The following is a 23,782-nucleotide window of genomic DNA, read 5'->3' as shown; positions in this document are numbered from 1 at the left end:
CCATGATCCATCACGTTCAGCTCGCCTGCCCACGCGGCTCCGAGGAGGCGTCGCGGGCCTTCTACGTCGGCGTGCTCGGGATGGCCGAGAAGCCCAAGCCAGCCGCGCTCGCGGCCCGGGGCGGCTGCTGGTTCACCGGCCACGGCGCGGAACTGCACTTGGGCGTGGAGGACGACTTCCGCCCCGCCCGCAAGGCCCATCCCGGTCTGCTCATGCCGGACCTGGACATGCTCGCCGCCCGGCTGGCCGCCGCCGGATACCCGGTCACCTGGGGCGACGACGAACTGCCGGGCATGCGCCGCTTCCACTCCCAGGACGCGCACGGCAACCGACTGGAGTTCCTCGCCCCGATCGACTGACCCGCCACTGCCGCCAAGGGCGCGCTCCGGCCGCTACGTCCGCAACCACTGTGCGCTCTCGGCCAGCGCCGGCAGGTACGGGTCCGTGCCGTCGGCGTCGAGCAGGTTGGGCCGTTGGCGCCGACGCGGCCGGCTGAGCCGCGCCCGCCCCGCCCGGGCTGCTGGGGCTGCGGCCTGGCCGCGCGCCATCCGGACGCGATGTACTCGGGCGGCGCTGGGCTGCGGCCTGGCCGCGCGCCATCCGGGACGCGATGTACTCGGGCGGCTGAGTCGCCCCCGCGTCTCATGCCCGACAACGGCATGACGAAAGGGCCGGCCCCATCCGGGGCCGGCCCTTGTCGTCGTTGCGTGGTGCGTGATGGGTGGTGTCGTGGTCAGGCGGTGTAGCCGCGGGTGGCGATCCAGTCGGCGAGGTTGTCGATGTTCATGCGGTAGGAGGCCTGGTTGGGGTCGGCGGAGTCGGCGATGGTGACGGTGTTGCCGTTGTCGCGGTAGCCGACGACGCTGATGTAGTGCCCGCCTTCGAAGGAGTGGGTGGTGCCGTCGGTGTCGGTGGCGGTGCCGGCGATGTTGGCGACGACGGCGTGGCCTTCGTCGATGGCGGTGACGATGTCGGCGCGTAGCTTGTCGGTCTGCTTCTCGTCGGCCTTGGGTTCGCGGATCTCGACGGACTGGTAGGCGTCGCGGCCGGTTTCCTTGTTGAGTACGGGGGTGATGTCGTTGATGGAGTTGGTGCCGGCTTCGGTGGTGCCCATGCGCTGGGCCATGCCGTCGACGTCGATGTTCTTGCCCTGCACGCTCAGGGCGTTGCGGGCGGCGGCGGGGCCGCAGTAGTAGAAGTTGGGCTGGGCTTCGTAGCGCACGCCGAGTTCGCGCTCGCCGTTCTTGCGGTCCTGGGCGACCGAGGCGGAGGCGGGGTTGGCGTGGGCGGGCGAGGCGAAGGTGGTGAGGGGGCCGGCGATGGCGCCGCCGGTGACGGCGAGTCCGGCAGCGGTCAGGGCGGTCTTACGCAGGATGTCGGTACGCATGATGGTCGGCACCTTCCGATCGGGGGTACGCGGACACACGCCAAAGGGGGGGCGGGTGTGCCGCGAAAGGGGGAAAGGGTCGAAGCCAGGGAGAAGGGGTGCGCCCTACGGCTGGGGGGGGTGGGGCGCGTCCCGGGGGGATGCAACGACGCGGACCCGGCCGGCATTCCGGCCTCACCCCCGGCGGCCACCGCAAGGGGCGACTCGGCCCGGCCACCCGCAGGGGGTGACTCGGCCCGGGCACCGCAGGGCCTGCCGGGGGGTCACGCGCTCACGATGGATACAACGACCGGGGCCCCCGACCCATGCCACCGACCCGGTGACCCGCCCCACCCCAAACCCTCGCAAACGAGCCGATACCACCTGGGCGCGCGGACCTGTGACCGAAGACCATGCCTCGAACCGCCCGACATGCCCGAACCAGGCGCCGTGCCCGAACCGCACTCCATGCCCGAAACCACACGCCATGTCCAAGCCGGATTATCGTGCCCGAACCGGACGCCGTGCCCGAACCGGACGCCGTGCCGGAGCCGCATGTCACGCCGGAGCCGGACGCCACCCCCGAGCGGCACGGCCCTGGGCTGGCCCGCCCGCTGCCCGCTGCCCGCCGTCTGCCGTCTGCCGTCTGCCGCCCGCTGCCCGCTGCCCGCCGTCTGCCGTCCGCCGCCGGGCCGTTGCCTCGCAAGCGCGAGATGGCCGCACGGTGATCAGGACTCCATGGGCGTTATCCGGTTGCTCTACGGTCCATGGGGTCCTGATCACCGTGGCTGAGCGTCGTGAACGGCAGCGGCGTACGCGCGGGCGCTATCGGGGCGACGGGGTTTGTCGGCCCGCCGGACGCTCCGCCTCAGAACGCTGGCGCTACGGGAGTTGTCCCGCACGGGGGAGCGGGATCGCGCGCGGGATCCGGGCGTCACGGCCGCCGGGCGTCGCGGCCGCCGGGCGTCGCGGCCGCCGGGCGTCGCGGCCGCCGGGCGTCGCGGACGTGGGGCGGTCCCGTGCGGGGAGCGGGGGCTGGGCGTCAGGTGGCCGTACCGGCCGGGCCGGTCGGGTGTCTTTCGGGCTTCTCGGACGTAGCGTCCATCGAGGTGAGCCGGTCGGCTCGGGCACGCAGGTAGCGCTGCTCCGGGAGGCTGGAGGTGCGCTGGGACGCGAGCAGGTAGTCCTCCCTCGCGGCTGCCGGGTCTCCGGCGAGTTCCCGCAGGTGGGCGCGGGTGGCCGCGAGGCGGTGGTGGCGGGCCATCCGGTCGTCGGCGGCCAGCGCCGACACCATGGCCAGGCCGGCGTCCGGACCATCGGTCATCGCCACGGCGATCGCGTGGTTGAGCGTCGCCATGGGATTGGGCGCGATCCGGCACAGCAGGCGGTACAGGAACTCGATCTGCCGCCAGTCGGTGTCGGCCACGTGGGGCGCCCCCACGTGCACGGCCGCGATGGCCGCCTGTAGCTGGTACGGGCCGAGCGGGCAGCGCAGCATCGCGTCGGTGACGAGTCGGGTGCCTTCCTCGATCAGGTCGGCGTCCCAGCGGAGCCGGTCCTGTTCGCCCAGCGGGACCAGGCCGCCCTCGGCGTCGGTGCGGGTCGCCCGGCGGGCGTCGGTCAGCAGCATCAACGCGAGCAGGCCGGCGACCTCACCGTCGTCGGGCAGCGAGCGGTGGATCGCCCGGGTCAGCCGGATGGCCTCCGTGGCCAGGTCGGGTCGGTGCAGGTCGGGGCCGGAGGTCGCGGTGTAGCCCTCGTTGAAGATCAGATAGAGCACGTGCAGGACGGCGCCCAGCCGCTCGGCGTACGCCGGTCCGCTCAACGTCGTGTCGGCGGCCCGGATCCGTTGCTTGGCGCGGCTGATGCGCGGACCCATGGTGGCCTCGGGCACCAGGAAGGCACCGGCGACCTCGGCCGTGGTGAGACCGCCGACGGCGCGCAGCGTCAGGGCGACCTGCGAGGCCGGGGTGAGCGCGGGGTGGCAGCACATGAACAGCAGCGTCAGGGTGTCGTCATGGTCGCGCGGCACCTGCTCGTCGGGGCCGGGGGCGACCATCGCCTCGGGCAGTTCCCGGCTCGCGCTGGCCGCCTCCCGGTCCCGGCGGGCCCGTTCGCTGCGGATCTGGTCGATGAACCTGCGGGCGGCGACCGTGACCAACCAGCCGCGTGGGTGCTCCGGCACCCCGTCGACCGGCCACTGGACCGTCGCCGCCAGCATGGCCTCCTGGAGCGCGTCCTCGCAGGCGTCGAAGTCGTTGTACCTGCGCAGCAGCGCGCCGAGGACCCGCGGTGCCAGCTCACGCAGCAGGCGCCCGAGATCCTCGCCGCCCACCCGGCCGTCGCGTGCCGGCAGCCGGTCGTGGCCCGCCCGCCCGTCGTCGTGGCCGCGGCCTACAGAGTCACGGCCCGCCCGCCCGTCGTCGTGGTCGCGGCCCGCCCGCCCGTCGTCGTGGGCAGCGGTCGGTACGCCGGTGGACCGGTCGGCGAGCACCTGGCCGCCGACCGGTACGCCCGACTCAGCTCGTCGCCGCCGCACCGCTCACCCGTAACGAGGCCGCTTCGGCCCCCGCGGAGAAGATCACCTCACGGATCTCGACGCCGAGACCCTCCACCCTGGCGTCCGGGATCAGCGCGGCCAGCTCGACGGCCCGGTCCCGGTCGGCGCACTCGATGAGGTAGTAGCCGCCGAGGTACTCCTTGGCCTCCAGGTACGGGCCGTCGCTTACCGTGGGCGCGCCTCCGCGGACCCGGACGACGACGCTCTCGGCCGGCTCGGCCAGCGCGGTCGTCCCGAGCATCTCGCCGGACTCGCGGATCGTCTCGATGAAGTCCTCGTGGCCCTTCATCACCTCGTTGCGTTCGTCCTCGGTGAGCGCCTCCCAGATCTGCGGGTTCATGTGCATGATCAACAGGAACTTCACGTCTGATTCTCCTCGCCCGTGGGCGTCCTGGTGACGCCGCTCGCTCAGTGGTCGTCGCCGGTCCGCCGGTCTTGACATCGTCCCCGATCCGCGACGGGAGAACGCCGCGCCGCTCCGGCCGCGTACGGAAGGGACGAACGGGGGAACGCGGGTCACGCCACCCGGACGGCCCTCATCGTGCCGACGGCGGGGTGGTTGCGACCATGGCGGGCATGGAGATCTGGAACAACCCGTCCTGTTCGAAGTGCGCCGCCGCCCGTACCGCCCTCGACGAGGCAGGGGTCGGCTACGCGGTGCGCCCGTACCTGGACCGGCCGCCGAGCGCGGCGGAGCTGACCGAGGTGCTGCGCCGGCTCGACGCGCGCCCCTGGGACGTCTGCCGTACGGGGGAACCCGCCGCGGTGGCCCTCGGCATGGCCGACTGGCCACGGGACGAGGCGGCGGAGCCGCGCTGGATCGAGGCGATGGTGGCCGCCCCGGAGCTGATCCAGCGGCCCCTGCTGCTGCTCGACGACGGGGGAGCGCTCGTGGGACGTACCGCCGAGGCCGTGGCGGAGGCGGTGCGCCGCACCGGCGTGACGCCCGGCACCGGCGCGGACCCCGGCCCCTCGACGCCCGGCACCGGCGCGGACCCCGGCCCCTCGACGCTCGGCACCGGCGCGGACCCCGGCCCCTCGACGCTCGGCACCGGCGCGGACCCCGGCCCCTCGACGCTCGGCACCGGCGCGGACCCCGGCCCCTCGACGCTCGGCACCGGCGCGGACCCCGGCCCCTCGACGCTCGGCACCGGCGCGGACCCCGGCCCCTCGACGCCCGGCACCGGCCCGCGTCGTCGGAGAGGGCCGCCCCCGCCGGGTAGCACGTTTCCCGGCGGGGGCGGCGGGAATGCGCCGGTCACCGGCGAACGCCGGACGTCGTGGAGGAGGGGTCGGATGCCGCAGCAGGGCGTGTCCACCGCGAAGCGGCTCACCCCCGTCGCGGGGGCGCCCCTGTGGTGCGACGCGCGGGAGTTCGGGCTGCGCGGCGACGGCGTGACGAACGACCAGCCGGCGCTGTCAGCCCTGGTCGACCGCCTCGGCGAGGGGTACGCCGCCGATGGTCGGGCCCGGGTCATCCACTGCCCGCCGGGGATCTACTCGATCCGCGACGCCGGGACGGTCTGGCGCAGCGGGGTGTCGCTGATCGGCTCCGGTCCGGGGGCGACGCGGTTCCTGCTCAGCAACGAGGGCAACCGGGCGAACCCGACGCCGTTGGCCTTCTGGACGACGGTGCAGCACGGCGCGAGCCGCGACCGGTACATCGCCGACTGCACCTTCGCGGACTTCGAGATCGACGGCTCCGGTGTGGCGATGGTCGAGTACAGCTACCTCGCCAAGGGGCTCGGCCTCCAGTACGTGGCGCGCGGCGTCTTCCGCAACCTCTACATCCACCACACCGGCGCCACCGGACTCGGCTGCGACTTCCTCCAGGACAGTCTGATCGACGGCGTGGTCGTGGTCGGGTGCGGGCGGCTCGACAACGGCGAGGAGATGGGCGGCGCGGGCATCGGCGTCGGCATCGGCGGGTGGGGCGACGTGGAGCGCCTCACGATCGCCAACTGCACCGCCCTCGGCAACGGCACCAACGGGATCTTCCTCGAACTCCAGAAGGACTACTGGACCCCGCCGCGCGGCTACCGCATCATCGGCTGCCACAGCCAGGCGAACCGCTTCGGCATCTCCGACTGGGGCGCCGACGGGCTGATCGTCTCCGCCTGCACCCTGACCGGCAACCTGGAGGCGGGCTTCGACGTCTCCGGCAACGGCACGGCGGGAGTCGCCGGCCGGGGCGGCATCATCAGCGACTGCGTGATCGACCGCAACGTCCGCGACGGGATCAGCATGGGCAACACGCCCGGCCCGTACACGGTGCGCGGGAACCGGATCAGCGCCAACGGGGAGTACGGCTACCACGAGCACGACCTGGGGCACGGCCACCGGGGTGCGGCGGCGGGAGTGGTCGTTGACGGCAACGACTTCTCGGACAACGGTCTGGACGCGATCCGGATCGACCGGCCGATGACCGACGCGGTCGTGGTGGGCAACCGGATCCGCAACAACGGCCGCCGGTGCGCCCCGGCCGCCACCGGCCAGGGCGAGTCGGTGCGCTACCAGCACCGGTCCGTCACCGACCTGGCGGCGCACTGGCCGCACGACGGGCACCGGGGCAAGGTGGTGCGGGTCGGCTCACGCACGGCGGTGGTGGTGTCGAACACCGACACCGACCTGACGCTCGCCGAGGTGCGGGCGGACTCGCCGACCGGCTGGAACGAGGACACGCCGCCGCCCGGCGCGTCGTACGAACTGCCGGCGGCCCCGCCGATCAGGGCCGGCATCACCGTCAACGCGCCGTTCGACTCGGCCACGGTGCGCGGCAACCGGATCTGGGACCACCGCGACGAGCAGACCCAGACGTACGGGCTCTGGATCACCCCGGCGGGCAGTTGCGTGTCCTGCCGGATCGAGGACAACGACCTAGCGGGCAACGCCGTCGGGGCGGTGCGGCTGGACACCCCGCCCGTCGGCGGGCGCTGGGACCGCAACCACCACGACGTCGACTGACGTCGGCGGGGCTCAGCGCGCGTCGTCGGTGGGCGCCGTCGCCTCCGCGTGCCGGTCGCGCAGCCGGGCCCGGATCTCCTCCGGGGTGTACGCCCGACGCCGCCGTTCCGCCCGGGCGATGACCACGCCCGACGCCGCGACGCCGGCGAGGCCGGCCAGCCCGAGCACCTTCCACCACCGCATCCCTTGCCGCATCGGCCTAGGGTAGACCCCCATGAGCATCAGCCTGGACGAGGCCGTGGACCTGACCCGTACCGGTGACGTGTGGGTCTTCCGGGGCCGCAGCGTGCCCGACCGGGCCATCCAGTTGACCACGAACAGCCCGGTCAACCACGTCGGCATGGCGGTCGTGCTGGACGACATGCCGCCGCTGATGTGGCACGCCGAGCTGGGCAGGTCGCTGCCGGACATGTGGACGGGCACCCACCAGCGCGGCGTGCAGCTGCACGATCTGCGCGACGCGGTCTGCGTCTGGGCCAACCGGTACGGCCAGCGGGCCTGGCTGCGCCAGCTCGACCCGGCGGCCGACGCGGAGATGGAGAAGGCGGTGCTGCGTACCGTCGCCCGGCTGGACGGCACCCCGTTCCCGTCCACCGCCCAGCTCGCCTGGCGCTGGCTGCGGGGCCGGGTCCCGGCGGTGCGCGTGCCGACCCTGCGCGGCCGGGTCCCGGCGGTGGGCGTGCCGGCTCTGCGCGGCCGGGTCCCGGCGGTGGGCGTGCCAGCTCTGCGTGGCCGCGACGGCGACCGCCCCGAGGTCCCGGCACCCGGGCGTGCCGGGGCCGCGGCACGCGAGCGTGCACTGGAGACGGCGTACTGCGCGGAGGTGGTCGCCGTGACCTACGAGGCGATGGGGCTGCTCCCCGCCGGCCGGCGCCCCAACTGGTACGACCCGGGCCGGTTCTGGAGCGGCGACGACCTCGGCCTCGCGAACGGCGCCCGGCTCGGGGCCGAGATCGAGGTACGCATCCCGCCGCGCTGAGGTTTGGCCCGTGGTCCGGCCGGCAATTGCTGTCCCCGTGAGAGCATCCACCGATCTGGACACGCTGACCGACTTCTTCGACCGGTACGGCGTGGCGCTGACCACCGGCGACGTGGCCGCCATCGCCGCCTGTTACGCGCTGCCCGGGATGGTGGTCGCCGACACGTACAGCTTCTCGTTCACCTCCCCGGCGGCGGTGGCGCTGTCCTTCGTCGGCGCGGCCCCCGACTACCACGAGCGCGAGCTGGTCGCGGCGCACGCGGCCATCGAGGACGTGCAGCCGATGTCGGCGCTGTTGACCATGGTGGCCGTGGAGTGGGAGTTCCTGGACAGCCGGGGCCGCAGGGTGCCCGGCGAGCGCTACCGCTACCTCCTGCGCTCCACCGACGACGGTCCGGTCATCTGCACCGTCCTGCGTACCTCCTGACCGCCGCCGCGACCGCGACGCCCGAAGGCCGTGGCGGCGGCCCGCAGCGCCGCGCCGTGTCGGCACCGGACGCGTGAGTCGGCGTGCGGTCGCGCCGTGCGCGGACGGTCGCACCATGTCGCCGTCGACCGCTACGCTGCCCGGGACGACCGCGGGAGGATGGGCATGCCCGAGACGCGCCGAGCACCGAGCAGGTCCTACGGCACGACCGCCGTCGCGTCGTCGCCGTGGATCGTGGTGTCCGTCGGCGTCGTGGTGATGGTGGTCCTGCTCGCCATCGCGCTGGGCACCTACCGGGGGCGCGGTCCCGCGTTCGACGCACAGCCCGCCCCGCCGCTGCCGACCGTCGGCCTGGCCGACCCGGAGCCGTCGGCGACCAGCGCCATGGCCACCCGCTCGCCCCGGGCGACGACCTCGCCGTCCGCGCGTGCCACCGCCCGCCCCACCCCGACGCGGTCCAGGCCCGAGCGCAGCAGCCGCCCGCCGTCGCCGACCCCCAGCGGCAGTGGTGCGGCGCTGATCGCGCCGCCACCGTCGCCCGCGTCGCCGCTGACGGGCCGCTACCGGGTGGTGGAGTCGTACGCGGACGGCTTCGTCGGTGAGCTGCTGGTCGGCAACACTTCGTCGACGGGTCGGGAGTGGACGGCGCGGCTGACCTTCCCGGGGGCGCGGCTGGGCAGCGCGTGGATCGAGGGCGCGCCACAGGGGACGGCGCAACGGATCGACGACGGTTTCACCTACCGCAGCGGTGGCGACCTGCCCGGGGGCGCGTCGGCCACCCTGCGCTTCTACGTCCAGGGCGCCCAGAGCCGCCCGACGAGCTGTTCGGTCGACGGCGGCGCCTGCCGCGTCTAGCCTTCCCCACCCTCTCCGGCCCGGCGCGAACCTCGCCGGGCCGTTTACTTTGCAAGCCGTCTGCCGTGTTACGACTTTGTTTGCAAGGTATTGCAGAACGTTTCGGCAAGGGCTAGCGTGCGGGCCAGTCAGCGACCAGAGGAAGGCGTCGATGAAACCCCCGCCGATACCGCGCAAGGCCCTGCTCGCCCTCGTCTCCCTGCTCACCCTCACCCTCGTCGGCACCCCGATGGCCGTGCGGCAGCTCGCCGCCGACGCCCCCGACGGCACCGGCCCGCTGCTCACCGCCGGCGCCACGCAGTGGCGCGCCGAGCCCTCCGCGCAGGCGCTGCTCTCCGCTGGTGACCCGCAGGCCCGCGCCGAGCAGTTCTACTTCGTGCTGCCGGACCGGTTCGCCAACGGCGACCGGCGCAACGACACGGGCGGCCTCGCCGGCGACCGCCTCTCCACCGGCCTCGACCCCACCGACAAGGGCTTCTACCACGGTGGCGACCTCAAGGGCGTCATGGACCGGCTCGACTACATCGAGGGGCTCGGCACGACGGCCATCTGGCTCGCCCCCATCTTCAAGAACCGTCCGGTGCAGGGCACCGGGGCCGACGTCTCCGCCGGCTACCACGGCTACTGGATCACCGACTTCACCCAGGTCGACCCGCACTTCGGCACGAAGGAGGACCTGAAGCGGCTGGTCGCGCTCGCGCACCGGCGGGGGATCAAGGTCTACCTCGACGTCATCGTCAACCACACCGCCGACGTCATCAAGTACGCCGAGGACAAGTACACCTACGTGGACAAGGCGACGTCGCCGTACACCGACGCGCAGGGGCGCCCCTTCGAGGACCGCAACTACGCCGACGGCAGCCGGGGCTTCCCGAAGGTGGACACGACGTCGTTCCCGTACACCCCGACGTTCGCGAACCCGGCCGACGCGAGGGTCAAGGTCCCGGCGTGGCTCAACGACCCGACGATGTACCACAACCGGGGCGACTCCACCTTCGCCGGGGAGAACAGCGAGTACGGCGACTTCTTCGGCCTCGACGACCTGTGGACCGAGCGCCCCGAGGTGGTGCGCGGCCTGACCAAGGTCTACTCCGACTGGGTGGCCTCCACCGGCGTCGACGGCTTCCGGCTGGACACCGTCAAGCACGCGAACCTCGAATTCTGGCCGCAGTTCAGCCAGGGCGTCGAGCGCGCCGCCGCGCGCGCCGGCAAGAAGGACTTCTTCATGTTCGGCGAGGTCTACAGCGCCGACCCGGAGATCACCTCGACGTACGTGCGGCGCGGCGGCCTGCCGGCCACCCTCGACTTCGCCTTCCAGGAGGCGGCGCGCGGCTACACCGCCGGCGACGGCTCCGCCAGGGCGCTCGCCGACGTGTACGCCCGCGACGACCTCTACCGCGCCCGCGACACCGACGCACGCCGGCTGACCACCTTCCTCGGCAACCACGACATGGGGCGGATCGGCTCGTTCATCGCCGGCGGCGGCACCGACCCGGCCACCCACCTGCGCCGCGACCAGCTCGCCCACGAGCTGATGTTCCTGACCCGCGGTCAGCCGGTCATCTACTCCGGCGACGAGCAGGGCTTCACCGGCCCGGGCGGCGACAAGGACGCCCGGCAGGACATGTTCGCCTCGAAGACCCCCGACTACCTCGACGACGACCTGCTCGGCACCGACCGCACCCACGCCAGCGACCAGTTCGACCGCGCCCACCCGCTGTACCGGGCCATCGCCGAACTGGGCGCGCTGCGCCAGGCACACCCGGCCCTGCGCGACGGTGTGCAGGTCAACCGCTACGCCGCCGACGGACCGGGCGTCTTCGCGTTCTCCCGGATCGACCCGAAGCAGCGCACCGAGTACGTCGTCGCGGTGAACAACGCCGCGACGGCGCAGACTGTCACCGTGGACACCTGGTCGGCCGGCGCCACCTTCACCGGCGTCTACGGCGCGTCGGCCGCCCCGGTCGCCGGCGCGGACGGCAAGCTCACGCTGACCGTGCCGCCGCTGTCGGCCGTGGTGCACCGCGCCGGCACGCCGATCGCGGCGCCCGACGCCGCGCCACGGATCACGATCACCGCCCCCGCACCCGGCGAGCCCGTCGCCACGAGGGCGGCCGTCACCGCGCAGGTCACCGGCGACCCGCTGGCCACGGTCACCGTCGCCGCCCGGGTCGCCGGCGGCAGGTGGACGCTGCTCGGCAGCGCCGAGACGGCCCCGTACACGGTGCACCACGACCTGACCGGGCTGGCCGGCGGCACGAAGGTCGAATACAAGGCCGTCGTCCGCGACGGGAAGGGGCGCACCGCGACCGCCCGGTCCACCGCGACCGTGGGCACCCCCGCGCAGTCCGCGTCCCGGGAGTGGGCCGTGGTGCACTACCAGCGCCCGGCCGGCGGCTACGACGACTGGGGCCTGTACGCCTGGGGCGACATCGACCCGGCGTACGCGACCGAGTGGCCCAAGGGACAGCCGTTCGCCGGCGAGGACTCCTACGGCCGCTTCGCCTGGGTGAAGCTCAAGCCGGGCGCGAAGTCCGTCGGCTTCCTGGTCGTGGACAAGGCCGGCAACAAGGACGTGGAACAGGACCGGACGATCGACGTGACGAAGACCGGCGAGGTCTGGGTCAAGCAGGGCGACCCGGCGACCTACCCGAGCCGGCAGGCCGCCACCGGCGAGGCCGACCCGCCGGTGGCGGACGGCACCGCGCTCATCCACTACCGCCGCGCCGACGGCAACTACGATGGCTGGGGCCTGCACGTGTGGGACGGCGCCGCCAACCCGACGGACTGGGCCGCCCCGCTCGCCCCCGTCCGGATCGACTCCTTCGGCGCGGTCTTCCGGGTGCCGCTGGCCGCCGGGGCGACCGGGCTGAGCTACATTATCCACAAGGGGGACGAGAAGGACCTGCCGACCGACCAGCGGCTCGACTTCGCCGCCGCCGGGCGGGAGGTGTGGCTGCTCGCCGGCACGCCCGGGCGGCTGCTGCCGTCCACCGCGTCCGGCGCCGCCCGGGACGTCGACCTCACGAAGCAGAAGGCGCACTGGATCGACCGCTCCACCGTCGCCTGGCAGGCCGGGCCCACCGACGGCAGGACGTACGCCCTGGTGGCCGCCCCGACCGGCGGGGTGACCGTCGCCGACGGCGAGCTCGTCGGGACGTACACCACGCTGCCGCTGACCGCGCAGCGCAACGGCCTCACCGAGGCCCAGCGCGCGGCCTTCCCGCACCTGTGGGCGCACGGCGCCTTCACGCTCGACCGGCGGGACCTGGCGAAGGTGCCGGCGGCCCTGCGCGGGCAGCTCCTGGTGACCGAGCGGGACGCCGAGGGCGCCCTGCTCGCCGCGACCGGCGTGCAGATCCCCGGCGTGCTCGACGACGTCTACGCCCGCGCCACCGACGCGCGGCTCGGGCCCACCTTCGCCGGCAGGGTGCCGACGCTGGCGCTCTGGGCGCCGACGGCGCGGCAGGTGTCGTTGCAGCTCTTCGACTCGCCGACCGCGACGCCGCGGACGGTGGCGATGCGCCGCGACGACCGCACCGGCGTCTGGTCGGTGCGCGGCTCCCGCGACTGGGCCGGCCGGTACTACCGCTACCAGGTCCAGGCGTGGCAGCCGGCGACGCAGCAGCTGGTCACCGCCTCGGTGACCGACCCGTACTCGCTGGCGCTCGCGCCGGACTCCACGCACAGCCAGATCGTGGACCTGACCGACCCGGCGCTCGCCCCGGCGGGCTGGGCGAAGCTGCGCAAGCCGGCGGCGGTGCCGTCGACGAAGGTGCAGATCTCCGAGCTGTCCGTGCGGGACTTCTCCGTCGCCGACAGCACCGTGCCGGCCGAGCGGCGGGGCACCTACCTCGCCTTCACCGACCCGGGCACCGCCGGCATGAAGCACCTGAGGGCGCTCGGCGACGCGGGGGTGACCCACCTGCACCTGCTGCCCGCGTTCGACTTCGCCACGATCCCCGAGCGCCGCGCCGACCAGCGGCAGCCGGCCTGCGACCTGGCCGCCCTGCCGCCGGACTCCGAGCAGCAGCAGAAGTGCGTCGCGGCGGTGGCGGACACCGACGGCTACAACTGGGGGTACGACCCGCTGCACTACACCGTGCCGGAGGGCGGCTACGCCGTCGACCCGGCCGGGGCGAAGCGCACCACCGAGTTCCGGCAGATGGTGGCCGGCGTCAACGGCGCCGGGCTGCGCGTGGTGATGGACGTCGTCTACAACCACACCTCGGCGGCGGGCGCCGATCCGAAGTCGGTGCTCGACCAGATCGTGCCCGGCTACTACCACCGCCTGCTCGACGACGGCGCCGTCGCCAACTCGACCTGCTGCGCCAACACCGCCCCCGAGCACGCCATGATGGGCAAGCTCGTCGTGGACTCCCTGGTCACCTGGGCCCGGGCGTACAAGGTGGACGGCTTCCGGTTCGACCTGATGGGCCACCACCCGAAGGCGAACATCCTGGCCGTACGCGAGGCGCTCGACGAGCTGACCGTCGCCCGCGACGGCGTGGACGGCAGGAAGATCCTGCTCTACGGCGAGGGCTGGAACTTCGGCGAGGTCGCCGACGACGCCCGGTTCACGCAGGCCACCCAGGCCAACATGGCCGGCACCGGGATCGGCACCTTCAACGACCGGCTGCGCGACGCGGTGCGCGGCGGCGGGCCGTTCGACGCCAACCCCCGGGTGCAGGGCTTCGCCTCCGGCCTGTTCACCGACCCCAACGGCGACGACGTGAACGGGTCCACGGCCCAGCAGCGGGCCCGCCTGCTGCACCAGCACGACCTGATCAAGGTGGGGCTCACCGGCAACCTGCGCGGCTACCGGTTCACCGACTCGTCGGGCCGGCAGGTCACCGGCGCGCAGGTCGACTACAACGGCTCGCCCGCCGGCTACACCGCCGCGCCGGGGGAGGCCGTCACCTACGTCGACGCGCACGACAACGAGATCCTGTACGACGCGCTGGCGTACAAGCTGCCGCAGGACACCCCGGCGGCGGACCGGGCGCGGATGCAGGTGCTGGCGCTGGGCACGGTGGTGATGGGGCAGGGGCCCGGGTTCGTCACCACCGGCACCGAGCGGCTGCGCTCGAAGTCGCTGGACCGCAACTCGTACAACTCCGGTGACTGGTTCAACCAGATCCGCTGGGACTGCGCGCAGGGCAACGGCTTCGGCGCGGGCCTGCCGCCCGAGCAGGACAACCGGGACAAGTGGCCGTACGCGAAGCCGCTGCTGGCCGACCCGGCGCTGGTGCCGGACTGCGCGGCGATCGACCTGGCCGACGCCCGCTACGCCGAGCTGCTGAGGATCCGGGCTTCCTCGCCGGTCTTCGGGCTGACCACGGCGGAGCAGGTGCAGAAGCGGGTCGCCTTCCCGCTCTCCGGCGCTACCGAGACCCCCGGCGTACTCACCATGACGCTGGACGGCCGCGGCCTTGACGGACGCTGGAAGTCGGTGACGGTGGTCTTCAACGCCACGCCCGAGACGGCGCAGCAGCGGCTGAGCGGGCTGCGCGGGGCGGACGTGGCGCTGCACCCGGTGCTGCGTACCTCGGCGGACGAGGCGCTGCGGTCGGCTTCCTTCGACCGGGCCAGCGGCACGTTCACCGTACCGGCGCGCAGCGTGGCGGTCTTCGTGCAGCGGTAGGCGTGTCACACGTGTCCGGCCCCCTTCCGCCGAGCGGAAGGGGGCCGGACCGTCCTCTGTGTCAGCCGATGCCGTTCCAGCTGGTGCCGCGTGACTGTCGTCAGTTGGCGCAGCCGGTGACGTTGGTGCAGTTGCGGGGTTCGTTCTTCTTGATGATGGTCTTGTTGTCGATGTTGACGGCGGTGGCGTTGCTGTTGTTGTAGATGCCGCCTGCGCCGGCTGTTTCGGAGGCGAAGTTGCCGACGATCTTGCTGTCGCGGATGGTGAGGACGGCGTTGTTGTCGTTGTAGATGGCGCCGCCCTGTTCGGCGTGGTTGCCCTTGAACTCGCTGGCGTAGAGGTTGAGGGTTTCGCCGTTGAACAGGCCGCCGCCGTTGTCGCCTGCGGTGTTGTCGGTGAAGACGGCGTGCCGGATGGTGGCGATGTTGTCGCTGTCGTGGTAGACGCCGCCGCCGTCGTCGGTGGCCTTGTTTCCGGCGATGATGACGTATTCCAGCAGCATGGTGGAGTCGCCGTCGTTGTGGATGCCGCCGCCGTCGTCGCAGGCGGTGTTGTGGGCGATCTTGGTGCGGGTGACGGTGAGGCGGGCGTCGTCTTCGCTGTGGATGCCGCCGCCGTCGTTGCTGGCCTTGTTGTTGGTGATCTGGCTGTAGGCGATGGTGGCGATGCCGTCGTCCTCGTTGGCGATGCCGCCGCCGTTGCCGCTGACGGCGCTGTTGCCGGTGGCGGTGTTGTTGTCGACGCGGGTGTCGTGGACGGTCAGTACGCCTTCGTTGTAGATGGCGCCGCCGTTGCCGCCGTTGCCGACGCCGCGGGCGTGGTTGTTGGCGAGGACGCTCTTGTCGATCTCGACCGTGCCGAAGTTGGCGATGGCGCCGCCGTTGCCCTGGGTGCCGACGCCGGTGACCCGGTTGTCGACGAGCTTGGTGTGCTTCAGGGTGGCCTCGCCGCCCTCCTGGACCAGCAGGGCGCCGCCGTTGGCGCCGCTCGGTGGCGGCGGGGGCGCGGTCACCTGGCCGCCCTTGAGGGTGAGGTCCTTCAGCGTCAGGTCGCCGCCGGAGGCGACCTCGAAGAACCGGAACAGTGCGGTGCCGTCGTGGAAGAACGTCGAGTTGTTGCCGAGGATCGTGATCCGTTGGTCGATGACGGGAAAGGCGTTGTTGCCGGTCTCCTCGGTGAACTTGTACGTGCAGTCCTTGGCCAGCTTGAACGCTCCGCCGTTGTCCTCGTTGGCCCGGTTCACCGCCTCGACCAGCACGTCGGTGTCACACGGCAGTTCCTTGGCGTCCTTGCCGTCGTGGTCCTTGCCGTCACGACCGTCCTTGCCGTCGCGACCGTCCTTGCCCTGCCAGTCCTTGCTGTCCTTGCCGTGCCAGTCCTTGCCCTGCCAGTCGTCCTGGCCACCACGGGCATCCTGGCCACCCTGGCTCTTGCCGGTCTCGCCCGCCCGGTCGTCGCGGCCGGCGGTGTCGTCCTTGGCGACCTGCTCGGCCGTGGACCACTTCAGGTCGGTGAGACGGTCGACCCCGACGGCGCCCGCGCTGCTCGCGGCGGCGACGCCGGCGAGGCTGACCACGCCGGTCAACCCGGCGACGCCGGTGGCGAGCCACAGCTTGCGCCGGCTCTTCGGCGCGGTGTTCTCGGCGTTCTTGCGAAGGTAGTTGGACATCGGAGCTCTCTGCTCTCTCCTCGTACCAGACAGGGCTGCTCCGCCACCGCGGGCTGCCCTGGCTACAAATCGGTTGTAGCTACTGAGGATCACCGTATGAGAATCTTTTTCCCTTCACGGTCATATCCGAGAAGAACCCACGTTAGGGGTATCGCGGGTCAAGGCGTGACGGTCCGGACGCCGAGGAGTCGGGCCCCCAGTCGTGCCGAACCGGCGGGTACGCCACGAGTCGCCTCAACCGCCCGGAAAGCCACCGGAGGCAGGCACCTTTCCGGCCCGTGAGGCGGATTCGTCCCGGACGGCGCCCGCACGGAAGGGATCCCTCCCCCGGGGAGGGGGAAGGGATCCCTTCGTTATGTGGTGGTTCAGTTGGCGCAGCCGGTGACGTTGGTGCAGTTGCGGGGTTCGTTCTTCTTGATGATGGTCTTGTTGTCGATGTTGACGGCGGTGGCGTTGCTGTTGTTGTAGATGCCGCCTGCGCCGGCTGTTTCGGAGGCGAAGTTGCCGACGATCTTGCTGTCGCGGATGGTGAGGACGGCGTTGTTGTCGTTGTAGATGGCGCCGCCCTGTTCGGCGTGGTTGCCCTTGAACTCGCTGGCGTAGAGGTTGAGGGTTTCGCCGTTGAACAGGCCGCCGCCGTTGTCGCCTGCGGTGTTGTCGGTGAAGACGGCGTGCCGGATGGTGGCGATGTTGTCGCTGTCGTGGTAGACGCCGCCGCCGTCGTCGGTGGCCTTGTTTCCGGCGATGATGACGTATTCCAGCAGCATGGTGGAGTCGCCGTCGTTGTGGATGCCGCCGCCGTCGTCGCAGGCGGTGTTGTGGGCGATCTTGGTGCGGGTGACGGTGAGGCGGGCGTCGTCTTCGCTGTGGATGCCGCCGCCGTCGTTGCTGGCCTTGTTGTTGGTGATCTGGCTGTAGGCGATGGTGGCGATGCCGTCGTCCTCGTTGGCGATGCCGCCGCCGTTGCCGCTGACGGCGCTGTTGCCGGTGGCGGTGTTGTTGTCGACGCGGGTGTCGTGGACGGTCAGTACGCCTTCGTTGTAGATGGCGCCGCCGTTGCCGCCGTTGCCGACGCCGCGGGCGTGGTTGTTGGCGAGGACGCTCTTGTCGATCTCGACCGTGCCGAAGTTGGCGATGGCGCCGCCGTTGCCCTGGGTGCCGACGCCGGTGACCCGGTTGTCGACGAGCTTGGTGTGCTTCAGGGTGGCCTCGCCGCCCTCCTGGACCAGCAGGGCGCCGCCGTTGGCGCCGCTCGGTGGCGGCGGGGGCGCGGTCACCTGGCCGCCCTTGAGGGTGAGGTCCTTCAGCGTCAGGTCGCCGCCGGAGGCGACCTCGAAGAACCGGAACAGTGCGGTGCCGTCGTGGAAGAACGTCGAGTTGTTGCCGAGGATCGTGATCCGTTGGTCGATGACGGGGAAGGCGTTGTTGCCGGCCTCCTCGGTGAACTTGTACGTGCAGTCCTTGGCCAGCTTGAACGCTCCGCCGTTGTCCTCGTTGGCCCGGTTCACCGCCTCGACCAGCACGTCGGTGTCACACGGCAGTTCCTTGGCGTCCTTGCCGTCGTGGTCCTTGCCGTCACGACCGTCCTTGCCGTCGCGACCGTCCTTGCCCTGCCAGTCCTTGCTGTCCTTGCCGTGCCAGTCCTTGCCCTGCCAGTCGTCCTGGCCACCACGGGCATCCTGGCCACCCTTCTTGTCGCCTTTCTCGCCGGAGCCCGGGTCGGCCGTGCCGGCGTCGCTGACGTTCTGCCGCAGGGTCGACGACTGCGCGTCCGACAGCCGGTCCGCGCCGCCGGCCTTGTCGTCGCGGGCGGCCAGGCCGCCCAGTGCCGCCAGGCCGACCACGCCGGCAACTCCTGCAGCCACCCAGAGTTTGCGCCGCCCTCGGGCCGGTGCGCCCGTGGGGGCACCACCGTCGGGAGTCGTTACGTCATTGGACATCAGAGCCTTCCGCCCTTTCCTGCTGTCAGACGGGGTCGCACCATCTGAAGCGGCGCGACTAGCCACAAATGGGTTTGTAGCCTCTGATAGCCACCGTATGAGAAGGATCCTCGCGAGATGTCCTAATCCGAGAAAACCCCGTATTCCCCTCACTCCGGACGTGACGCGGCAACCCGGCCGGTCCGGGCAGGAAGGGGGTGAGCAGCGCAAACGACGACGGGACCCGCGCCGGTGGCGGCGGGTCCCGTCGTGTGGTCGTACCCCGGGATCAGCCCGGCAGGCGGGGACCCGCCTCGCGCTGCTCGGCCAGCCAGGTCTCCACCTCGTCGGCGGCGCGCGGCAGCCCGGCGGAGAGGTTCACCGCGCCCGTCGCGGTGACCAGGATGTCGTCCTCGATCCGTACGCCGATGCCCCGCAGCTCCTCGGGAACCAGCTCGTCCTCGGGCTGGAAGTAGAGCCCGGGCTCGACGGTGAGCACGTAGCCCTCGCCCAGCGTGCCGTCGCGGTACTTCTCCTTGCGGGCGTTCGCGCAGTCGTGCACGTCGAGGCCGAGCATGTGACTGGTGCCGTGCAGCGTCCAGCGCCGGTAGACCGTCGACCTCCCGTCCATGGCCTCGTCGACGCTCACCGGCAGCAGGCCCAGGTCCGACAGCGCCTGGGCGAGCACCCGCATCGCCGTCAGGTGGACCTCCCGGAACGCCACGCCGGGCCGGATCGCGTCGATGCCGGCCTGCTGCGCGGCGTGCACGGCGTCGTAGACCTGACGCTGGAGCGGGGTGAAGCGGCCGTCGACCGGCAGCACCCGGGTGACGTCGGCGGTGTAGAGGTGGCGGTTCTCCACGCCCATGTCCATCAGCAGCAGCTCGCCGGGCCGGGTGGCGCCGTGGTTGTGCACCCAGTGCAGGATCGTGGCGTGCTCGCCCGCGCCGACGATCGAGCCGTAGCCGACGTCGTTGCCGTCGTGCCGGGCGCGCAGCGCGAAGATCCCCTCCAGCAGGCGCTCCGAGACGCCCCGGTCCGCCGGCAGGGCCCGGGCCACGTCCTCGAAGCCCCGTACGGTCGCGTCGACCGCGTCCTGGAGCTGGGCGATCTCCCACTCGTCCTTGACCAGCTTCAGCTCCGAGATCGCGATCGCCAGCTCCCGGTCGCGGGCCGGCTGGCCCTCGGCGCGGTGGCCGTCGTACGGGCGCACCGCCGTGTCCACCCGCGCGTCGAAACCGCGCAGCACCCGGGTACGCCCCGGCGCCAGGTCGGCCAGCGTCGCGTCCAGCTCGGTCAGGTCCGCCGTGGGCAGGCCCAGCTCGGCCGACTTCTCGGCCAGGGTGTGCCGCCGGCCCACCCACAGCTCGCCGTGCCGGCTGCGGAAGAACTCGTCGGTCCGCCGCGACGAGCGGGGCCGCATGAACAGGGTGGCGTCGTGGCCCGACCCGTTCGGCCGCAGGACGAGCACGCCGTCCGGGTCGTGGTCGCCGGTCAGGTAGGCGAAGTCGCTGCCCGGCCGGAACGGGTGGTCGGTGTCGTTGGCGCGTACCTTCTCGCCGCCGGTCGGGATCACCAGGGTCTCGCCCGGGAAGGCCGCCGAGAGCGCGGCGCGCCGCTTGGCGTGGTTCGGCACCTCCGGGCGCGGGCCCACCGGCAGGGTGGTGTCCCGCCAGCCCTGCCGCATGAACGCCAGGAACGCCTCGGGGAAGTCCGGGTCGTGCGACTCGGTGCCGTCCGCCGGCCTGCTGTCGGTGCGTCCCTCGGCCATGCTGCGCTCCCTCCGCGTCGTCGCAGGTCAGACGGTACCGCGCGCCGTCGGGGGCCGGCCGGGCCGGGACCGCCGGCAGTGTCGGGGGCGACGGATGCCACCCGTCCGGGGCGTCCCCGGCCGGCCGTCGGCTGCCGACGTCCTCCCGCCCGGGCGCACGGTGTCGCGACGGGGAGAGCCCAGCGGTGCCGCGACGGCCGCTCGGGCCGCGTGGAAAGATGACGACCATGTGCGGACTCCTGGCCTTCTTCAGTGCGCGCGGCGACGCCGCCGCCCACCGCGACAACATCGCCGGGGCGTTGGAATGCCTGCACCACCGCGGACCGGACGAGACCGGTGTCGAGGTGGTCGGCGACGCCTCCGGCCGGTACGCGGACGGGGTGTTCGCGCACAAGCGGTTGGCGATCATCGACGTGGCCTCCAGCCAAGAGCCCCTGTCCTACGCGAACGGGCGCTACCTGCTCACCTTCAACGGCGAGATCTACAACTACATCGAGCTGCGCGAGGAGCTGATCCGGACCTTCGGCGCGCAGTTCGCCACCGCCGGTGACGGCGAGGTGATCGTCGCCGGCTACCACTTCTGGGGCGAGCAGGTGCTCACCCGGCTGCGCGGCATGTTCGCCTTCGTCATCTGGGACCGGCAGGAGCGCCGCGCGTTCGGCGGGCGGGACTACTTCGGCATCAAGCCGCTGCACTACCTGGAGACCGCCGACGGCCTCTACCTGGCCTCGGAGAAGAAGGCGCTGCTGCCCTTCGCCCACTCCAACTACCAGGGCGACGCCGGCATCGACACGGCCAACCTCAGCCACTACCTGACCCTCCAGTACGTGCCCGAGCCCGGCACCCTGCACAAGGGCATCAGCCGGATCGGCTCGGGCGAATACCTGACCTGGTCCCCGGGCGGGCGCATCGACGTGCGCCGGTGGTACCGGCCGGTGTTCCGGCCCACCCCGGTCGACGACGAGCAGCGGCTCTACCACGAGATCCGGGAGACGCTGCGCGAGAGCGTCCGGATGCACATGCGCTCCGACGTGCCGGTCGGCTCGTTCCTCTCCAGCGGCATCGACTCGACCGCCGTGGTGGCCCTGGCCCGGGAGTTCAACCCGAACATCCTCACCTTCACCGTCGGCTACGACGTGCCCGGCTACTCGGAGATCGACGTCGCCCAGGACTCGGCCCGGCACCTCGACGTGACCACCATCCCGACCAAGATCGGGCCGTACGACATGATCGAGGCGCTGCCGAAGATCGTCTGGCACCTGGACGACCCGGTGGCCGACCCGGCCCTGGTGCCCCTCTACTTCGTGGCCAAGAAGGCCGCCGAGCACGTCACCGTGGTGCTCTCCGGCGAGGGCGCCGACGAGTTCTTCGGCGGCTACACCATCTACCGCGAGCCGCTGTCGCTGAGCTCGGTCAACGGGCTGCCCGACGGGGTGCAGAAGGGGCTGCGGGCGGTCTCCAAGGCCATCCCGCAGGGGGTCAAGGGCAAGAGCTTCCTGGAGCGCGGCACCACCCCGATCGAGCAGCGCTACTACGGCAACGCCCGGATGTTCACCGAGGAGGAGAAGCAGCACCTGCTGCGCCGCTACGACCCCTCGGTCCGCTACACCGACGTCACCGCGCCCATCTACGCCGAGTGCACGGAGCTCGACGACGTCACCAAGATGCAGTATGTCGACCTCTACACCTGGCTGCGCGGCGACATCCTGGTCAAGGCCGACCGGATCTCGATGGCGCACTCGCTGGAGGTGCGGGTGCCCTTCCTGGACCGTGCGGTCTTCGACGTGGCGTCGCGGATCCCGGTGGACCTCAAGCTCCCGCCCCGCTCCGACGCCACCAAGTACGCGATGCGCCAGGCGCTCCAGGGCGTGGTGCCGCCGGCCATCGTCAACCGCAAGAAGCTGGGCTTCCCGACCCCCACCCGGGTCTGGCTGCGCGGCGAGATGTACGAGTGGGCCCGGCACGTGCTGTCCACCTCCGGCGCCGGCGACCTGCTCGACCTGTCGTACGCGATGCGGCTGCTGGAGGAGCACAAGCGGGAGGAGGCCGACCACTCCCGCAAGGTGTGGACGGTGCTGATCTTCTGCATCTGGCACGCCATCTTCGTCGCCAAGACCCTCGACCCGGGCATCCAGCGCAACCAGTCCGCCCTGCTCACCAAGCCGGTGGTCGGCTCCATGGTCCGCTGACCCACCCGGCCGGCCCTCAGCCGGCCCCGGCGACCACTTCGCCGGCCCTCCGGCGACCACTTCGCCGATCAAGAGGTTTGCGTCCCCGGAGCCGTTGCCGGGGTACGCAAACCTCTTGATCGTTCAGCGGGGTCGTCCCGTGGGGGTCAGCGGCCGGAGCAGGTGACCGTGGGCAGGGTGTTGGTGCCGTTGGTGGTGGCGACGAAGCCGAAGGTCGTGGTGCCCTCCGGTGGGACCGCGCCGTTGTACGGCGCGTTGGTCACGGTGACCGAGGAGCCGGACGTGCTCAGCGTGCCGCTCCACAGGCTGTTGATGCTCTGCCCGCTGGGCCACGTCCAGTTGGCCGTCCAGCCCGACCACGTCGACGCGCTGTGGTTCATGATCATGACCTCGCCCTGGAAGCCGCCGTTCCAGGCGCTGATCACCTTGAAGACCGGCATGCAGTCACCGCTGTGCGGCGGCGGCGTGGTCGGGTTGGGCGGGGGAGTGGTCGGGTTGGGCGGCGGGGTCGTCGGGTTGGGCGGCGGCGTGCCGCCCGGGCCCACGCCGGTCACCTCGCCGTTGCCGCCGTCGAAGGTGACGTCCGAGCAGCCGAAGAAGTTCTCCTGGCTGTCGGAGCGCACCCAGCGCGAGTAGATGAGGTGCCGGCCGCTCTTGTTGGTGGGCAGGTTGCCGCTGAAGTAGTAGTGCCCGTCGTTGGTGCCGCTCGAGCCGCGCTGCGGCGGGTTGGTCACCGTCAGGAACGGCTGCTCCTCCAGGTCGCTCCAGGCCAGCGGCCGGTCCGGGCTCCAGCTGTCCTTCGTGACGTAGAAGTAGAACGTGCCGGGGTGGTGGGCCCAGTTGCTGTAGCGGAACTCCATCCGGGCCCCGGCCGTCAGGTGGGTCAGCGGCCAGTCGGTGCGGGCCAGGTCGTAGCCGGCGAAGCCGGGGTTGCCGCCGCTGCACAGCTTACCGTCCGGGATGAAGCCGACGGTCCGGCCGCCGGCGTCGGAGCGCAGCACGCTGAACCAGTTGTAGAGCGAGTTGGTCCCGCTCTGGGCCACGGCGGCGGAGCAGGCGGGGTTGTTCGGCTTGATCTCGCCGGTGCTGGTGAGACCGTCCTTCCAGCAGAGGTAGGTGCGGCTGCCGGGGGCCATCGGGGTGCCGTGCGCGGCGGCGGGGTCGGGCCCCGCCGTCAGGACGACGGCACCCGCGAGAAGGGTCGCGGCCGCGGTGAGCAACGCGGCCGTACGCGATCGGTGGGACACGGGTTCTCCTCACTCGCGGGACGCGGGCGCCCCGCGGGCAACGCGCGGGAGGCGGCGCCGGCCGCCCCGCTGCGACGCGGGTAAGACGGTCGCGGCGGACGTGCCCCGGCGCGGATGGCCGGCGGGACGTGCGCCGTCGGCGGCCCGACTGGCGGGCCGGTGCCCTCGCGTGGATGTGAGACCCGGCGCCGG

16 protein-coding genes are annotated in these 23,782 nt (G+C 72.2%); 7 read left to right on the top strand and 9 right to left on the bottom strand.

Translation table 11 applies throughout. The annotated features are described in order from the left end of the window. Positions 1 to 2 precede the first annotated feature (2 nt). Entirely contained in the window at positions 3 to 359 is a 357-nt protein-coding gene (locus CLT72_RS11905) for a VOC family protein (RefSeq protein ID WP_101411594.1), read from the top strand. A gap of 33 nt (positions 360 to 392) precedes the next feature. Here the strand turns inward: CLT72_RS11905 and CLT72_RS31920 are convergent, their stop codons facing one another. From CLT72_RS31920 to CLT72_RS11890, 4 genes are all read right to left on the bottom strand, one after another. Continuing rightward, entirely contained in the window at positions 393 to 548 is a 156-nt protein-coding gene (locus CLT72_RS31920) for a hypothetical protein (protein WP_158242025.1), read from the bottom strand. Between the two features lie 185 nt (positions 549 to 733). Then, the gene (locus CLT72_RS11900; RefSeq protein WP_101411592.1) at positions 734 to 1,387 is read right to left on the bottom strand and encodes a C39 family peptidase; all 654 of its coding nucleotides are present in this window, start codon (positions 1,385 to 1,387) and stop codon (positions 734 to 736) included. A 1,021-nt stretch (positions 1,388 to 2,408) separates the two neighbouring features. Continuing rightward, positions 2,409 to 3,701 (bottom strand): DUF6596 domain-containing protein, encoded by a 1,293-nt coding sequence (locus CLT72_RS11895; RefSeq protein ID WP_101415110.1) that lies wholly within the window; start codon positions 3,699 to 3,701, stop codon positions 2,409 to 2,411. A 184-nt stretch (positions 3,702 to 3,885) separates the two neighbouring features. Then, positions 3,886 to 4,290 carry a YciI family protein gene (locus CLT72_RS11890; protein WP_101411590.1) on the bottom strand — a complete coding sequence of 135 codons (405 nt, stop codon included), beginning with the start codon at positions 4,288 to 4,290 and terminating at the stop codon, positions 3,886 to 3,888. A 212-nt stretch (positions 4,291 to 4,502) separates the two neighbouring features. Between CLT72_RS11890 and CLT72_RS11880 the strand changes: the two genes are divergently transcribed. Beyond that, entirely contained in the window at positions 4,503 to 6,890 is a 2,388-nt protein-coding gene (locus CLT72_RS11880) for a right-handed parallel beta-helix repeat-containing protein (protein ID WP_486484255.1), read from the top strand. 12 nt (positions 6,891 to 6,902) lie between these two features. On the opposite strand, the gene CLT72_RS11875 is transcribed toward CLT72_RS11880, so the two are convergent. Continuing rightward, positions 6,903 to 7,085 carry a hypothetical protein gene (locus CLT72_RS11875; RefSeq protein ID WP_088999406.1) on the bottom strand — a complete coding sequence of 61 codons (183 nt, stop codon included), beginning with the start codon at positions 7,083 to 7,085 and terminating at the stop codon, positions 6,903 to 6,905. Between the two features lie 19 nt (positions 7,086 to 7,104). Between CLT72_RS11875 and CLT72_RS11870 the strand changes: the two genes are divergently transcribed. From CLT72_RS11870 to pulA, 4 genes are all read left to right on the top strand, one after another. Further along, positions 7,105 to 7,869 (top strand): C40 family peptidase, encoded by a 765-nt coding sequence (locus CLT72_RS11870; protein ID WP_101411588.1) that lies wholly within the window; start codon positions 7,105 to 7,107, stop codon positions 7,867 to 7,869. A gap of 37 nt (positions 7,870 to 7,906) precedes the next feature. After that, a complete protein-coding gene (locus CLT72_RS11865) occupies positions 7,907 to 8,296 on the top strand; it encodes a hypothetical protein (protein ID WP_101411586.1) in 390 nt (129 codons plus the stop codon). A 165-nt stretch (positions 8,297 to 8,461) separates the two neighbouring features. Then, entirely contained in the window at positions 8,462 to 9,151 is a 690-nt protein-coding gene (locus CLT72_RS11860) for a cellulose binding domain-containing protein (RefSeq protein ID WP_101415108.1), read from the top strand. A gap of 151 nt (positions 9,152 to 9,302) precedes the next feature. After that, the gene (gene pulA / locus CLT72_RS11855) at positions 9,303 to 14,795 is read left to right on the top strand and encodes a pullulanase-type alpha-1,6-glucosidase (protein ID WP_101411584.1); all 5,493 of its coding nucleotides are present in this window, start codon (positions 9,303 to 9,305) and stop codon (positions 14,793 to 14,795) included. A 100-nt stretch (positions 14,796 to 14,895) separates the two neighbouring features. Here pulA and CLT72_RS11850 read toward each other — a convergent pair whose 3' ends face one another. From CLT72_RS11850 to CLT72_RS11840, 3 genes are all read right to left on the bottom strand, one after another. Further along, positions 14,896 to 16,464, bottom strand: a complete 1,569-nt coding sequence (locus CLT72_RS11850) for a right-handed parallel beta-helix repeat-containing protein (RefSeq protein WP_250100036.1) — start codon at positions 16,462 to 16,464, stop codon at positions 14,896 to 14,898. A gap of 365 nt (positions 16,465 to 16,829) precedes the next feature. Continuing rightward, positions 16,830 to 18,329, bottom strand: coding sequence for a right-handed parallel beta-helix repeat-containing protein (locus tag CLT72_RS11845; RefSeq protein ID WP_486484254.1), 1,500 nt, complete (start codon positions 18,327 to 18,329; stop codon positions 16,830 to 16,832). Positions 18,330 to 18,672: 343 nt separating this feature from the next. Beyond that, positions 18,673 to 20,154, bottom strand: a complete 1,482-nt coding sequence (locus tag CLT72_RS11840) for an aminopeptidase P family protein (protein ID WP_101411579.1) — start codon at positions 20,152 to 20,154, stop codon at positions 18,673 to 18,675. A gap of 227 nt (positions 20,155 to 20,381) precedes the next feature. Between CLT72_RS11840 and asnB the strand changes: the two genes are divergently transcribed. Continuing rightward, on the top strand, positions 20,382 to 22,343 hold the full coding sequence (gene asnB, locus CLT72_RS11835; RefSeq protein WP_089003352.1) for an asparagine synthase (glutamine-hydrolyzing): 1,962 nt from the start codon (positions 20,382 to 20,384) through the stop codon (positions 22,341 to 22,343). Positions 22,344 to 22,489: 146 nt separating this feature from the next. On the opposite strand, the gene CLT72_RS11830 is transcribed toward asnB, so the two are convergent. Next, positions 22,490 to 23,590 (bottom strand): lytic polysaccharide monooxygenase, encoded by a 1,101-nt coding sequence (locus tag CLT72_RS11830; protein WP_101411577.1) that lies wholly within the window; start codon positions 23,588 to 23,590, stop codon positions 22,490 to 22,492. Between the last annotated feature and the right edge of the window lie 192 nt (positions 23,591 to 23,782).

The organism is Micromonospora sp. CNZ309, from assembly GCF_002846525.1.
Note: the sequence above shows the minus strand (reverse complement) of the source record. Positions and strands in the feature narration are given on the sequence as shown.